A 12,926-nucleotide genomic window follows, 5' to 3' on the forward strand; every position below is an offset into this window, starting at 1 on the left:
CCCGTGCTCTAAAGTCCGAGGGCCAAGCTCAGAAAGGAGCGATCATGGATATTTCGGGGATTGCGGGGGTGGTGACGGGTGGCGGCTCGGGACTAGGGGCGGCGACGGCGCGGGCGCTTGCGGAGAAGGGCGCCAAGGTCACCGTCCTCGACATCAGTCTCGATGCTGCGAGGGCGGTCGCTGAGGAAATCGGCGGCCTCGCACTTGCCTGCGACGTGACGCAGGAAACGGCCGCCGATGCGCTCGATGAAGCGGCTGAAGTGCACGGGACGGCGCGCGTACTCGTCAATTGTGCCGGCATTGCGCCATCTGGCCGGACGGTGGGAAGGGAGGGGGCGCTGCCGCTCGCCGATTATGCCAAGGTCATCAACGTCAATCTGATCGGCACCTTCAACATGCTTCGGCTCGCTGCCGCCCGCATGGCCAAACTCGATCCCATAGACGGGGAGCGGGGCGTCATCATCAATACGGCGAGCATCGCCGCTTATGAAGGCCAGATCGGTCAGGTGGCCTACGCATCCTCCAAAGGCGGCGTCGTCGGCATGACACTGCCGGCGGCGCGCGATCTCGCCTCCTCAGGCATCCGTGTCAACGCCATAGCTCCCGGCATCTTCATGACGCCGATGCTTATGACGGTGTCGGAAGACTATCGCCAGAGCCTCGCGGCGCAAGTGCCGTTCCCGTCACGCCTCGGCGATCCGGCCGAATTCGCGAGCCTCGCCGTTCACATCGTCGAGAACAGGATGATCAATGGCGAAACCATAAGGCTCGACGGCGCCCTGCGGATGGGGCCGCGGTAAGGGCCCGCGCGCCATTCGAGACTCGCGGGCGGTCAGATCAGGCGGCGGTCTTCTCGGCCAGAAGCGTCTTGAGCTCGCCCGACTGGTACATCTCGGTGACGATATCGCAGCCGCCGACGAACTCGCCCTTCACATAAAGCTGGGGAATGGTTGGCCAGTTCGAATAGTCCTTGATGCCCTGGCGCAGGTCGCCCGAGTCCAGAACATTGACGCCCTTATAATCGGCGCCGAGATGATCGAGGATCTGCACGACGCGGCCGGAGAAGCCGCACATCGGCATTTCCGGCGTGCCCTTCATGAACAGCACCACGTCGTTCGACTTCACTTCATTGTCAATCCAGGTCTTGATGTCGGTCATTTTTAGCTCGCTCTCTCAGATAGTCCCTATGTTCCTCATGACGCTCTTCGGCCGACTTCTCGGCCAGCCATAAGGCGGCGTTGCTCTGTCTCATCAGCGTATTCGGCTCGCGGGTCCGATAAGACAATTGCCAGTCATATTCCTTCCGCCTGCTCAATATGCGCAGCACAACAAACACCAGACCCGCCACGACAATCGCTAGAATTAGGGCAATCGCGATCGGATCGGGCATCCTTGATTCAGTCCTCCGGTGCGCTGGTCTGCAGCGCCAAAGCATGCAACTCGCCGCCCATTCTACCCTTCAGCGCGGCATAAATCATCTGATGTTGCTGAACCCGTGATTTGCCCCTGAAGGAGGAGGAAACGACATTGGCGGCATAGTGGTCGCCGTCGCCCGCCAAGTCACGGATCTCCACATGCGCATCCGGAAGAGCTTCCTTGATCAGACGCTCGATATCGGACGCGTTCATGGCCATGCTTGTCTTCTCCTTCAGGTCCTTCAGGCTGCCTTGGTTCCCATATAGGCCGGGAACCAGCCCTCATGGGCCTCGGCCAAGGTCTCCAAGGATATAGAAGCCGCCCCCTCGACAATCAATCCGGCCTTGGAGGTTACCGTGCCGATGCGGATGACGTCGACGCCTTTGACATGGGCCTGGGTGATGATCTTGGCTACCTCCTTGGCAGGGCAGGTCATGACATAGCGGGCCTGGTCCTCGGCGAAGAGGGCGACATGATCGAGCGCGCCGACGGCGGCGCCGAGCGTCTTCGAAGCGAGCGCCATCTCGATCAAGGCGCAAGCCAGTCCGCCGTCGGAAATATCATGCACGGCAGTGACTTGGCGCGATCTGATGAGAGTTCGAATCAGGTCGCCATGGCGCTTTTCCTTGAGCAGATCGACGGGCGGCGGCGCTCCTTCCTCGCGGCCCAGGATCTCGCGCAGATAGATCGACTGGCCGAGATGGGTTCCATGGCCGCCGACCAGCAGAATGGCCTCGCCCTCCTTCTTGAAGGCGAGCGTCGCCATCTTCGAAAGATCCGGCAGGAGGCCGACGCCGCCAATGGCCGGGGTCGGCAGGATCGCCTGGCCGTTGGTCTCGTTGTAGAGCGACACATTGCCCGAGACGACCGGGAAATCGAGCGCCCGGCAGGCCTCGCCAATGCCTTCGATCGCCTTCACGAAGGTGCCCATGATCTCGGGCCGCTCGGGATTGCCGAAATTGAGATTGTCGGTGACGGCGATCGGATCGGCGCCGACGGCGGTGAGGTTGCGCCAGCATTCGGCGACCGCCTGCTTGCCGCCCTCAAAGGGATCGGCCTCGACATAACGCGGCGTCACATCGGTCGAGACCGCGAGACCTTTTTTGCTTCCCTCGATACGGATGACGCCGGCATCGCCGCCCGGAACTTGCGCCGAGTTCGACTGGATCAAATGGTCATACTGCTCCCATACCCAGCGGCGCGACGACATGTCAGGGGAGCCCAGGAGCTTGAGGATCGCGGCCTTGAGATCTCTGGGTGCCGGGACATCTTCCGCCTCGAGCACGCGCGGCGCCTTGGGCGCCACCCAGGGGCGGTCATATTCCGGCGCCTGGTCGCCCAGCTCCTTGATCGGCAGGTCGGCCTTGACCTCGCCCTCATGCTTGATGACGAAGCGCAAAGTGTCGGTCGTATAGCCGACGATGGCGAAATCGAGGCCCCATTTGCGAAAGATCGCCTCCGCTTCCTTCTCCTTCTCGGGACGGAGCACCATGAGCATGCGCTCCTGCGATTCCGACAGCATCATCTCATAGGCGGTCATGCCTTCCTCGCGGCACGGCACCTTATCGAGATCGAGCTCGATGCCGAGATCGCCCTTGGCGCCCATCTCGACGGCGGAGCAGGTGAGGCCCGCGGCCCCCATGTCCTGGATGGCGATGACGGCGCCAGACGCCATTAATTCGAGGCACGCCTCGAGCAGGCATTTCTCCGTGAACGGATCACCCACCTGGACGGTCGGGCGCTTCTCCTCGGCCTTGTCGTCGAACTCGGCCGAGGCCATGGTGGCGCCGTGGATGCCGTCGCGCCCGGTCTTGGCGCCCAGATAGACGACGGGGAGGCCGACGCCTTCCGCCTTCGAATAGAAGATCTTGTCGGCATCGGCGAGGCCGACCGCCATGGCATTGACCAGGATGTTGCCGTTGTAGCGGGGATGGAAGTTCACTTCGCCGCCGAGCGTCGGCACGCCGAAGGAATTGCCATAGCCGCCAATGCCGGCGACGACGCCCGAGACCAGATGGCGGGTCTTGGGATGATCGGGGCTGCCGAAGCGCAAGGCATTGAGCGCCGCGACCGGGCGGGCGCCCATGGTGAAGACGTCGCGCAATATGCCGCCGACACCGGTGGCCGCCCCCTGATAGGGCTCGATGAAAGAGGGGTGGTTGTGGCTTTCCATCTTGAAGATGACGGCCTGGCCGTCGCCGATATCGACGACGCCGGCATTCTCGCCCGGGCCCTGGATGACCTTCGGCCCCTTGGTCGGCAGCGTCTTCAGCCATTTTTTGGAAGATTTATAGGAGCAGTGCTCGTTCCACATCGCCGAGACGATGCCGAGCTCGGTGATGGTCGGATCGCGGCCGATGAGCTTGCGGAAGCGCTCATATTCATCGGGCTTGAGCCCGTGCTGGGCGACGAGTTCGGGCGTGATCTTGATGTCGTTGGGAATCATGGTTTTCGCTGGGCCGGGCCTGGAGAAGGGTCTGCTTAGCGGGCTTGGAGAGGGATAACAACTCACCAATTCAGGTCATGCGGGAGGCCCGATCGCGCCGGCCCAGGCCTTCGTCGCCGATATCCGCTGCCACCATTGGGCGACGCGCGGAAACTCCGCTACGAGCCTGCGGCCCTCGTCGGCCTCGAGAAAATAGCCGAAGACGGGCGCCGCATGGAAATCGGCGAGGGTGGGGAACTCCTCGGCGAGGAAAGCCTGCCAGCCCATGAGATAATGCAGCGCCTGCATATAGGTGCGCGCCTTGGGCAGGGCCGCCGCGATCAAGGCTTCATCGGTGGGCTTGCCTTCGGCCGGGTTCCCCACGCGCTCGACATAGACGTCCCAGACGAGCGCGCGATAGGCGTAGGCATCGGTCATCGACATGATCTGCGTCATGCGGGCGCGGTTCTCGGCCGCCGCGGGCTGCAGCGCGGGCCCCAGAAAGGCTTCGTCGACATAGCGGTTGATCGCCGCCGTCTCATAGAGGACGAAATCGCCATGGCGGAAAGCGGGGATGCGTAGGAAAGGATGCAGCTTGCGATAGGCGTCGAGATCGGCGTCGGGGGAGAATATGTCGACGGGCTCGAGGGCATAGGCGACGCCCTTCGTCTCGAGCGCCATCAGAACGGCGCGCACATAGACGCTGTAGCGGGCGCCGAAGACGGTGACCTCGGCGCTCACGCCGCAAGCAGGCTTTCGAAAAGCGGCCGGCAATCGCTGTTGCCGTGCAAGGGCTCGATCATGTTCTCGGGGTGCGGCATCATGCCGATGACATTGCCTTCCATGTTCATGATGCCGGCAATGTCGCTCGTCGCGCCATTGGGATTGGTCTCCTCGGCATAGCGGAAGATGATGCGGTTCTCATCCTCGAGCGCCTTCAGCGTATCGGCGTCGCAAACATAATTGCCTTCGCCATGGGCCACGGGGCAGCGCACGACATCGCCTTGCTTCATGCGGTTGGTGAAGAAGGTGCGGGTGTTCTCGACCTTGAGCTTCACTTCGCGGCAGACGAATTTGAGGCCGGAATTGCGCAACAGCGCGCCGGGCAGCAGGCCGGCTTCGGTCAGGATCTGGAAGCCGTTGCAGACGCCGAGCACCTTCAGGCCCTTGGCCGCCTTGGCGCGGACATCGGTCATGATCGGCGAGCGCGCCGCGATGGCGCCGCAGCGCAGATAGTCGCCATAGGAGAAGCCGCCTGGCACGGCGACGAGATCGACCTTGGGGAGCGTCGTCTCGGTGTGCCAGACAATGGCCGGCTTCTCGCCGGTGACGGCTTCGAGGGCCCGCGCCATATCGCGTTCGCGATTGATGCCGGGAAAGAGGATGACGGCGGATTTCATGGGCGCTGCATAGCGAGATTCCGGCCGGTTAAAAAGCCCCTTCGATGCGTCCAGCGAGGGGCTTGTCCGGATTTACATATAGGCGTATGTAAGTAGCATGAGCCATATCAGCATTCGAGACCTGCAGAAGATGTCCGGGGAAAAAATCGAAGCCCTGCCGGGACCGACAGCCGTGAAATCTGGCAACCGGACCGTGGGGCTGCTGATCCCCTTCAAACGCTCCGACCCCGACCGGATGGCGGCCATTCTCGCGCGTGCCGAAGAACTGAACAAGGGACGTGATCGTGCCGCAGATGACGCAGCGCTGGCAGCTATCGGGGTCGATCCCACGGATTGGTCCGTCGAGGCGGTGCGTGCGTTTCTGAAGGAGCGGTCGAAAAAGTCGTGAGAGCGCCATCGGCGACGCTCGTTCTTGATGCTGCGATTCTGATCTCGGCTGCAGGTGGAAGAAGTGCTGGCGCGATCACGGAAGCCCTGCGCAATGCTGTTCTTGTCACGACGGACCGCGTAATCGAAGAAGCGCGCCGGCGTATCGAACTCGGCCTGAAGCGGCCGGATCTGCTGACCATCATCGATGCACTGGCTGAGGAGATAATGATAGTGCCGGTGACGACGCATGAGCCGCTGTTGGCGCGAAGCGAGGTCTCCTTGCGCGATGCCGTTGCAAGCCGGAACGGATCGACCAAGGATGCTCACGTGCTCGCGCTGGCCTGGGATGCCGATGCCGACATATGGACGACCGATCGCGATTTTGCCGGAACCGGTGTCGCGACCTGGTCTACGCCGAACCTGCTGGAGGCGCTTGCCGAGACTGCCGGCAGCTCACCCTGACAAGGAACCGGTGGTTACGCGAAGATGCTGTTGAAACCGGTTCGATGACCTCCTTCGCCTTAGCCGCATTATGGCACAATCGAGCGGCGGAGATCATGTGAAATGGCGAAGCGTAAAGGACAATGGGTGTGGGTCAGAACGCTGTCCGCAGAAGAGAAAGCGGATATTGCAGTCGCTTGCGAACGCATCATCACCGAGCTCTTCAAGCCTCGCTTCCTGCCCGAAATCCGTCCCACCTCGTTCAACTACCCGGTCGACATCTTCGGCCGATGGCGAGGCAACAAATACAGTTTCATCACACGCTACCGCTCGGGCTTTCCCGAGAATGCCGGCGAAGAGTTCGACATGGCGTTCACCCGTCTCGATCATATCGAGGAAAGCGCGGGGGAACACCGGTTCAATGTCATGTGGCACAGACATACGGGACAGTGGTGGCGATTGCACAGCAATGTATCGCTCGCGATCGCCCTGGACTTGATCGGAACCAACGAGCTACTGCATCCCTTATGAAAACCAAGAGCACACAACGCAATTTCATGAAGCTGCTCGGGTGATGGGATGCGCCGCGCCAAGATCCAGGAGCAAAATCGCTATCTGTTGGAACACCAGCGGCAGTTCCGAATAGCCGCCGATGTCGTTACGGAGGCCTGGATGGATTTCCCGGAAGTCCAGGCCATCGCAGTCATCGGGTCGGTTGCGAAGAGACTATGGAAGGAGGTCCCGCGGTTCAGCGATTTCCGTCGCGCAGGCATCGAGGTGTGGCATGAGTGCAAGGATCTCGACCTTGCGCTGTGGCTCGCTTCCCAGGATCGGCTCGACGAACTGCGGCGGGCGGAGGTGCGCGCCTTGCACGACGCCTATCGGACCGGTCGGGGCAGCGGTGTCGCCGGGCATCAGGTCGATGTCTTTCTGTTCGAGCCGAAGAACAATGAGTATCTCGGCCGGCTCTGCAAATTCAATCAGTGCCCGAAAGGCAAGAGTGACTGTCTCGTTCCGGGCTGCGGGACCATTCCGTTCAACAAGATCGTCGACGGCTTCGTTCCGCGCGATGACCTCCTGGCGGGAGCCGACGAGGCGATGCTCTATCGGAAGGGCGTCGGCCGCTTGCGCTCCGCTTTGGATCTGCCAGCGAACTAAGCCAGCTCGATCTCGTAATTCTCGATGACGGTGTTGGCGAGGAGCTTCTTGCAGATGTCGTCGAGCTGGGCCTTGGCCTTCGCCTTGTCCGAGCTCTTCAGGTCGATCTCGAAATACTTGCCCTGGCGCACATGCTCGATGCCGGAGAAGCCGAGGGAGCCGAGCGCTCCCTCGATCGCCTTGCCCTGCGGGTCGAGCACGCCGTTCTTCAGCGTGACCTTGATCTTGGCTTTCATGGATTCTCAGTCGCTCTTCACCAGTTGCGGACGGGAACGTTCAGGCTCGGTCAGCTCCGGCATGATGCCGAGGCGCTTGGCCACTTCCTGATAGGCCTCGACGAGGCCGCCCATGTCGCGGCGGAAACGGTCCTTGTCCAGCTTGTCCTGGGTCTTGATGTCCCACAGGCGGCAGGAATCGGGGCTGATCTCGTCGGCAAGAACGATGCGCATCATGTCGTTCTCATAGAGGCGGCCGAACTCGACCTTGAAATCGACGAGCTTGATGCCGATGCCGAGGAAGAGGCCGGACATGAAATCATTGATGCGGATGGCGAGATGCATCATGTCGTCGATCTCCTGGGGCGTGGCCCAGTTGAACGCGGTGATGTGCTCTTCCGAAACCATCGGATCGTTGAGCTCGTCCTTCTTGTAGTAGAATTCGATGATCGAGCGGGGCAGGGCGGTGCCTTCCTCGATGCCGAGACGCTTGGCGAGCGAGCCCGCGGCGACATTGCGCACCACGACCTCGAGCGGAATGATCTCGACCTCGCGCACGAGCTGCTCGCGCATATTGAGGCGCTTGAGGAAATGGGTGGGCAGGCCCAGCTCGTTGAGCCGCGTGAAGATCATTTCCGAGATGCGGTTGTTGAGCACGCCCTTGCCGTCGATGACGGCTTTCTTCTGGGCATTGAAGGCGGTTGCGTCGTCCTTGTAGTGAACGATCAGGGTTCCGGGCTCAGGCCCTTCATACAGGATCTTGGCCTTGCCCTCATAAATGCGGGTGCGCCTGGTGTTCATATTCACTATCCTCATCCAGAAAACCCTTGTTGCCCTCGCAAATTACGTCCGCAAGGGGGACTTACGCCACCAATATCGAGAGGTTATGCGACTCAACCTTTGCCGCCATGGCTTAAACATAGTGCCTGTGGTTGCGCTGCACAATGGACCTAGCCCGAAGCCTCCGGATAATCAAGCGCGGTTGATTTGGGGCCGGTCAGCCGCTATCTCATCCGCCACGAGCTATTTGGCGCATCATTTTTAGCACTTTGGCGGAGAGGGAGACCCGGAATGACGACATTCGACAAGCGCGAGGAAGGTTTTGAGCGAAAATTCGCCCTTGACGAGGAAATGAAGTTCCGGGCCATGGCGCGGCGGAACCGGATGCTGGGTGCGTGGGCTGCTCAAAAATTGGGTCTTTCCGGCGCCGATGCCGACGCCTATGCCAAAGCGGTGGTTGCCTCCGATTTCGAGGAAGCCGGCGATCACGACGTTTTCCGCAAGATTCGCAAGGATTTCGACGACAAGAGCGTGGCTGTGTCGGACCACCAGATCCGTCGCACCATGGACGAACTCCTCGGGAAGGCTGTCCAGCAGCTCCGGGACGAGGCTTGAGACAAACCAAATGAGCATTGACCTCAGGGCGCGGCTCGAAAAGCCGGAGCCTTTCTATTTCACCTGGATGACGCTGCCGGGCGCAATTGTCGCAGGGCAGGTGGCAAGGCTGCCTTACGAGGCTGTCTGCATCGACATGCAGCACGGCCTCTCGGGCTTCACCGACGTGGCCGCGATGTCGCCGGCGATCACCGCCTCCGGCAAGCCGCTCCTGCTGCGCATCCTGTGGAACGATCCGGGCCTCGTCGGCCAGGCGCTCGATGCCGGCGCATCGGCCGTCATCGCGCCCATGGTCAATACGCCGGCTGAGGCGCAGGCCCTGGTCAAGGCGGCGAAATATGCCCCGAACGGCATGCGCAGCTGGGGCGGCTACGCCGCTGTCCAGGCGGCAGGCCTGGTGCCCGCCGACTATCTGAAAGAGGCCAATCGCCGGACGATGATCTTCGCCATGATCGAGACCGAGGAAGCGCTCGGCAATCTCGACCAGATCGCCGCTACACCCGGTCTCGACGGGCTGTTCGTCGGTCCGAATGACCTGTCGATTTCGCTCGGCTTCGGCCTTGGCAAGGATCTCAAGATCCCCAAGCTCGAAGCCGCGATCAAGTCGATTGCCGCCGCGGCCACGAAGAACAAGCTGGTGCCGGGCGCCTTCGGTGGCTCGCCCGAGGCTTGCGCCTACTTCGTCGGACATGGCTTCAAATTCATCGCCGCGGCGACCGATGTCGGTCTGATGACGGCCGGCGCCAAGGCGATGCAGGATCAATTGGCCAAGATTTGACGCCGGAACCAATAGCGTACAAACTCGCCTGGCAGTGAGGCATTCATGGATCAGAGAACACCCCTGACCGCCCGGCGCGACGAGGTCCTGGACCGCATCGTCGACATCTGCCTGAGCGCCGGCTCGATCGAAGCGCAGACCGACAAATATTTCACCAACACGTCCCGCATCGTGAAGGCGCATGGCGATTCCGAAGTGACCTTCGCGGTGTTCATGCGCCGGCGCGTCGTGGCAGCGCTCGAACCGACGATCCGCCTCATCAATCGGCTGGTACCGGGTGCGCGGGTGAAGCGCTTCTTCAACGAAGGCGACCTCGTGCCCTCCGAAATGAAGATGATGGAAATCACCGGCTCCATGGCGAAGCTGTCGGAGATCGAGACGCTGCTGCTGCAGAAGACCGGCTTTCCCTGCGTGTCGGCGAACAACGCCTATGAGATGTGCCGCGCCATACCGAGCGCGGGCTTCATGGACATGCATGCGCGCCATGCGAGCGGCGCTGAAATGAACATCCTCGCCGCCTATGGCGCGGCGATCGGCAGCGAAGCGGCGAAGCGCGCCGATCCCAAGGTGAGAGGCTTCATCGGCTCCTCGCAGGACCTGACCGCGCCCCTGTTCGGCGCCGACGTCGGCATGGGCACCATGCCGCATGCGCTCGTCGGCTATACGGGGGGCGATGTGCTCGAGGCGATGAAGCTCTTCAATGCAACGATTCCCGACGCCAAGACGCTCGTCGTTCTCGTCGACTATACGGGCGAGGAGATCACCGACGCGCTGCGCTGCGCCAAATGGTTCTACGAAGAGGAAGAGCTGCAACTCAAGGGCAAGACCTTCGGCATCAGGATCGACACCCATGGCGGGCGCTTCGCCGAAGGGCTCGACTACGAGAAGTCGGTCGAGCGGGTCGGGCACTGGCTCGGCGTGTCGGGCGAATACAACATCGTCGAACAGGTCTTGGGCGGGCGCGCCTTCCAGCTCGATCCCGGCAACATCCTGGTTGACAAAGTGCGCCGCATCCTGTTCGGCAAGGGCGTGTCGGTCGCCTCCATCATCCATGCGCGCCTGGCGCTCGACGAAGCGGGTTACAAGGATGCCCAGATCGTCGGCTCCTCGGGCTTCGATCCGCAGAAGTGCCAGGTCATGGGCGCCGCCAAGGCGCCGCTCGATATCGTCGGCACGGGAAGCTTCCTGCCGGCGACCTTGTCGGAGACCTATGCGACCGCCGACATCATCGCCTATGACGGGGTCAGGCGGGTCAAAGTCGGCCGGGAATTCTTGTTCGATTAACTCTCCTCGCACAGCCTCACTTAAACATAATTCCGCAATTTTAATGCGTTCCGTGCCGTAATGGGTTAGGAATAATCACGGTGAAGTGAAGCATAGGCCTGTTGAAGGACGAGGCTTGGTATGCTTTCCTATCGTGGCTGAGATTGTGAGGGTTGGCGTCATGCGTATTGGTTTTTTCCGGAAAGCCGCGGCGGTCGCCGCTGCTTGTCTGTTGAGTCTCCTCGTCATGGGATCCGCTGCGCAAGCGAAAGTCGCGGTCAGGATCGACATTTCAAGCCAAACCATGTTCGTGTCGGTCAATGGCTGGCCCTATGCGAGCTGGCGGGTGTCGACGGCGCGGCGCGGCTACTGGACGCCGCGCGGATCCTTCCGGCCCTATTTGCTGAAGCGCATGCATTATTCGAGCAAGTACGAGAACTCGCCGATGCCGCATTCGGTCTTTTTCCGCGGTGGCTATGCCATCCATGGCACGGGCTATCTGCGTTCCCTCGGCCGGCCCGCTTCGCATGGCTGCATCCGCCTGGCGCCCGGCAATGCGGCGCGGCTCTACGGCCTCATTCGCCAGTATGGTAAAGCCGGCACGCGGATCGTCATCACTAATTGATCTGCCGAACTAGCCGAATACCCGCTTGAAGATCGTGTCGACATGCTTGGTGTGGTAGCCGAGGTCGAATAATTCGGCGAGCTCGACCTTCGACAGTTTCGCGGTCACGTCCTTGTCGGCCTGGAGCAGCGTCAGGAAATCGCCTTCGCCGCGCCAGACCGGCATGGCGTTGCGCTGGACCGCGGCATAGGCTTCCTCGCGCGCCATGCCCTTCTGGGTCAGCGCCAGCATCACGCGCTGCGAATGGATGAGGCCGCCGAGCCTATCGAGGTTCTTCTTCATGTTCTCAGGATAGACGACGAGCTTGTCGATGAGGCCGGTGAGGCGGCGCAAGGCGAAATCGAGATGCACCGTCGCATCGGGCGCAATGCCGCGCTCGACGGAGGAGTGCGAGATGTCGCGCTCGTGCCACAAAGCCACATTCTCGAGCGCTGGCACGGCGGCCGAGCGCACCAGGCGGGCAAGGCCGGTCAAATTCTCCGACAGCACCGGGTTGCGCTTATGCGGCATGGCGGACGAGCCCTTCTGGCCGGGCGAGAAGAATTCCTCCGCCTCCAGCACCTCGGTGCGCTGGAGATGGCGGATCTCGGTCGCCAGCCGCTCGACCGAGCTCGCAATGACGGCGAGCACCGCGAAGAACATGGCATGACGGTCGCGCGGGATGACCTGGGTCGAGACGGGCTCCGGCGTCAGGCCCATCTTCTTAGCCACATGCTCCTCGATAAGGGGATCGATATTGGCGAAGGTGCCGACGGCGCCCGAAATGGCGCAGGTCGCGACATCCTTGCGGGCATAGGCGAGACGCTCCTTGGCGCGCGAGAATTCGGCATAGGCGTAAGCGAGCTTGACCCCGAAAGTGGTGGGCTCGGCATGGATGCCGTGGCTCCTGCCGATGGTGACGGTGTTCTTGTGCTCCTTGGCCCGGCGCTCGAGCGCCGTCAGGAGATCGTCGAGATCGGCCAGCAGCAGGTCGGCGGCGCGGCACAGTTGCACATTGAGGCAGGTGTCGAGCACGTCGGACGAAGTCATGCCCTGGTGCACGAAACGTGCGTCGGGGCCGACGATCTCGGACAGGTGGGTCAGGAAGGCGATGACGTCGTGCTTCGTCTCACGCTCGATCTCATCGATCCGGGCGACGTCGAACACGGCGTCCTTGCCCTTGGCCCAGATGGTCTCGGCGGCCTTTTTAGGGATGACGCCAAGCTCCGCCATGGCATCCGCGGCATGCGCCTCGATCTCGAACCAGATGCGGAAGCGGGTCTGCGGCTCCCAGATGGCAGCCATTTCGGGGCGGGTATAGCGCGGAATCATATGGGGTTTCTGCTCGCTTCGGCGTTTTCGGGGGCGGTCTAACAGATTTGGCCGGGAAGTGCGAGAGCGGGAAAAATTATTCCTCCAACTCTCCAAGCTTTTGCCACTGGCTTGCGTCAAACCCTTTGAA

At 61.8% G+C, this 12,926-nt stretch carries 18 protein-coding genes; 9 read left to right on the forward strand and 9 right to left on the reverse strand.

The features are described 5' to 3' along the window. Window positions 1-44: 44 nt before the first annotated feature. Window positions 45-800, forward strand: a complete 756-nt coding sequence (locus DS839_RS01340) for an SDR family NAD(P)-dependent oxidoreductase (protein ID WP_119268474.1) — start codon at window positions 45-47, stop codon at window positions 798-800. A gap of 37 nt (window positions 801-837) precedes the next feature. On the opposite strand, the gene grxD is transcribed toward DS839_RS01340, so the two are convergent. From grxD to purQ, 6 genes are all read right to left on the reverse strand, one after another. After that, window positions 838-1,158, reverse strand: coding sequence for a Grx4 family monothiol glutaredoxin (gene grxD, locus DS839_RS01345; protein WP_119268475.1), 321 nt, complete (start codon window positions 1,156-1,158; stop codon window positions 838-840). After that, the gene (locus DS839_RS01350) at window positions 1,133-1,390 is read right to left on the reverse strand and encodes a hypothetical protein (RefSeq protein WP_119268476.1); all 258 of its coding nucleotides are present in this window, start codon (window positions 1,388-1,390) and stop codon (window positions 1,133-1,135) included. The genes grxD and DS839_RS01350 overlap by 26 nt, the downstream gene beginning before the upstream one ends. A 7-nt stretch (window positions 1,391-1,397) precedes the next feature. After that, window positions 1,398-1,634, reverse strand: coding sequence for a BolA family protein (locus DS839_RS01355; protein WP_119268477.1), 237 nt, complete (start codon window positions 1,632-1,634; stop codon window positions 1,398-1,400). 23 nt (window positions 1,635-1,657) lie between these two features. Beyond that, window positions 1,658-3,862 (reverse strand): phosphoribosylformylglycinamidine synthase subunit PurL, encoded by a 2,205-nt coding sequence (gene purL / locus DS839_RS01360; protein WP_119268478.1) that lies wholly within the window; start codon window positions 3,860-3,862, stop codon window positions 1,658-1,660. A gap of 75 nt (window positions 3,863-3,937) precedes the next feature. Then, complete coding sequence (locus tag DS839_RS01365; protein ID WP_368911025.1) at window positions 3,938-4,582, reverse strand: glutathione S-transferase family protein; 645 nt, start codon at window positions 4,580-4,582, stop codon at window positions 3,938-3,940. Next, window positions 4,579-5,241, reverse strand: a complete 663-nt coding sequence (purQ, locus tag DS839_RS01370; RefSeq protein ID WP_119268479.1) for a phosphoribosylformylglycinamidine synthase subunit PurQ — start codon at window positions 5,239-5,241, stop codon at window positions 4,579-4,581. The genes DS839_RS01365 and purQ overlap by 4 nt, the downstream gene beginning before the upstream one ends. A gap of 97 nt (window positions 5,242-5,338) precedes the next feature. On the opposite strand from purQ, the gene DS839_RS36220 reads away from it, so the two are divergent. The 4 genes from DS839_RS36220 (at window position 5,339) to DS839_RS01385 (ending at window position 7,209) form a co-directional block, all read left to right on the forward strand. Next, window positions 5,339-5,629 carry a hypothetical protein gene (locus DS839_RS36220; RefSeq protein ID WP_162918217.1) on the forward strand — a complete coding sequence of 97 codons (291 nt, stop codon included), beginning with the start codon at window positions 5,339-5,341 and terminating at the stop codon, window positions 5,627-5,629. Beyond that, window positions 5,626-6,072 carry a PIN domain-containing protein gene (locus DS839_RS01375; RefSeq protein ID WP_162918218.1) on the forward strand — a complete coding sequence of 149 codons (447 nt, stop codon included), beginning with the start codon at window positions 5,626-5,628 and terminating at the stop codon, window positions 6,070-6,072. Before DS839_RS36220 ends, DS839_RS01375 begins: the two co-directional genes overlap by 4 nt. A gap of 102 nt (window positions 6,073-6,174) precedes the next feature. Further along, window positions 6,175-6,582 (forward strand): DUF3024 domain-containing protein, encoded by a 408-nt coding sequence (locus tag DS839_RS01380; RefSeq protein WP_119268481.1) that lies wholly within the window; start codon window positions 6,175-6,177, stop codon window positions 6,580-6,582. A 48-nt stretch (window positions 6,583-6,630) separates the two neighbouring features. Then, window positions 6,631-7,209 (forward strand): hypothetical protein, encoded by a 579-nt coding sequence (locus DS839_RS01385; protein ID WP_119268482.1) that lies wholly within the window; start codon window positions 6,631-6,633, stop codon window positions 7,207-7,209. Here DS839_RS01385 and purS read toward each other — a convergent pair. Then, entirely contained in the window at window positions 7,206-7,445 is a 240-nt protein-coding gene (gene purS, locus DS839_RS01390) for a phosphoribosylformylglycinamidine synthase subunit PurS (protein ID WP_119268483.1), read from the reverse strand. The two genes, DS839_RS01385 and purS, sit on opposite strands and share 4 nt — an antisense overlap. Window positions 7,446-7,451: 6 nt before the next feature. Continuing rightward, entirely contained in the window at window positions 7,452-8,240 is a 789-nt protein-coding gene (gene purC, locus DS839_RS01395) for a phosphoribosylaminoimidazolesuccinocarboxamide synthase (RefSeq protein ID WP_162918219.1), read from the reverse strand. 255 nt (window positions 8,241-8,495) lie between these two features. On the opposite strand from purC, the gene DS839_RS01400 reads away from it, so the two are divergent. The 4 genes from DS839_RS01400 to DS839_RS01415 all read left to right on the forward strand — a co-directional run bounded on the left by DS839_RS01400 (window position 8,496) and on the right by DS839_RS01415 (window position 11,485). Further along, on the forward strand, window positions 8,496-8,819 hold the full coding sequence (locus DS839_RS01400) for a DUF1476 domain-containing protein (RefSeq protein WP_119268485.1): 324 nt from the start codon (window positions 8,496-8,498) through the stop codon (window positions 8,817-8,819). Window positions 8,820-8,829: 10 nt separating this feature from the next. Beyond that, window positions 8,830-9,597 carry an HpcH/HpaI aldolase family protein gene (locus tag DS839_RS01405; protein WP_119268486.1) on the forward strand — a complete coding sequence of 256 codons (768 nt, stop codon included), beginning with the start codon at window positions 8,830-8,832 and terminating at the stop codon, window positions 9,595-9,597. A gap of 45 nt (window positions 9,598-9,642) precedes the next feature. Beyond that, a complete protein-coding gene (locus DS839_RS01410) occupies window positions 9,643-10,881 on the forward strand; it encodes a nicotinate phosphoribosyltransferase (protein ID WP_119268487.1) in 1,239 nt (412 codons plus the stop codon). Between the two features lie 160 nt (window positions 10,882-11,041). Continuing rightward, the gene (locus DS839_RS01415) at window positions 11,042-11,485 is read left to right on the forward strand and encodes a L,D-transpeptidase (protein WP_119268488.1); all 444 of its coding nucleotides are present in this window, start codon (window positions 11,042-11,044) and stop codon (window positions 11,483-11,485) included. 9 nt (window positions 11,486-11,494) lie between these two features. On the opposite strand, the gene purB is transcribed toward DS839_RS01415, so the two are convergent. Further along, window positions 11,495-12,796, reverse strand: coding sequence for an adenylosuccinate lyase (purB, locus tag DS839_RS01420; protein ID WP_119268489.1), 1,302 nt, complete (start codon window positions 12,794-12,796; stop codon window positions 11,495-11,497). Window positions 12,797-12,926: the final 130 nt, after the last annotated feature.

The sequence above is a fragment of the Taklimakanibacter deserti genome (genome assembly GCA_003574785.1).

Excerpts from the sequence above, each read along its gene's own strand:
- purC (WP_162918219.1), bottom strand. The coding sequence starts at position 8,240 with ATGAGGATAGTGAATATGAACACCAGGCGCACCCGCATTTATGAGGGC.
- purQ (WP_119268479.1), bottom strand. The coding sequence starts at position 5,241 with ATGAAATCCGCCGTCATCCTCTTTCCCGGCATCAATCGCGAACGCGAT.
- DS839_RS01400 (WP_119268485.1), top strand. The coding sequence starts at position 8,496 with ATGACGACATTCGACAAGCGCGAGGAAGGTTTTGAGCGAAAATTCGCC.
- purS (WP_119268483.1), bottom strand. The coding sequence starts at position 7,445 with ATGAAAGCCAAGATCAAGGTCACGCTGAAGAACGGCGTGCTCGACCCG.
- grxD (WP_119268475.1), bottom strand. The coding sequence starts at position 1,158 with ATGACCGACATCAAGACCTGGATTGACAATGAAGTGAAGTCGAACGAC.
- DS839_RS01415 (WP_119268488.1), top strand. The coding sequence starts at position 11,042 with ATGCGTATTGGTTTTTTCCGGAAAGCCGCGGCGGTCGCCGCTGCTTGT.
- DS839_RS01385 (WP_119268482.1), top strand. The coding sequence starts at position 6,631 with ATGCGCCGCGCCAAGATCCAGGAGCAAAATCGCTATCTGTTGGAACAC.
- DS839_RS01405 (WP_119268486.1), top strand. The coding sequence starts at position 8,830 with ATGAGCATTGACCTCAGGGCGCGGCTCGAAAAGCCGGAGCCTTTCTAT.
- purB (WP_119268489.1), bottom strand. The coding sequence starts at position 12,796 with ATGATTCCGCGCTATACCCGCCCCGAAATGGCTGCCATCTGGGAGCCG.
- DS839_RS01380 (WP_119268481.1), top strand. The coding sequence starts at position 6,175 with ATGGCGAAGCGTAAAGGACAATGGGTGTGGGTCAGAACGCTGTCCGCA.
- DS839_RS01350 (WP_119268476.1), bottom strand. The coding sequence starts at position 1,390 with ATGCCCGATCCGATCGCGATTGCCCTAATTCTAGCGATTGTCGTGGCG.
- DS839_RS01340 (WP_119268474.1), top strand. The coding sequence starts at position 45 with ATGGATATTTCGGGGATTGCGGGGGTGGTGACGGGTGGCGGCTCGGGA.
- purL (WP_119268478.1), bottom strand. The coding sequence starts at position 3,862 with ATGATTCCCAACGACATCAAGATCACGCCCGAACTCGTCGCCCAGCAC.
- DS839_RS01355 (WP_119268477.1), bottom strand. The coding sequence starts at position 1,634 with ATGGCCATGAACGCGTCCGATATCGAGCGTCTGATCAAGGAAGCTCTT.
- DS839_RS36220 (WP_162918217.1), top strand. The coding sequence starts at position 5,339 with ATGAGCCATATCAGCATTCGAGACCTGCAGAAGATGTCCGGGGAAAAA.
- DS839_RS01410 (WP_119268487.1), top strand. The coding sequence starts at position 9,643 with ATGGATCAGAGAACACCCCTGACCGCCCGGCGCGACGAGGTCCTGGAC.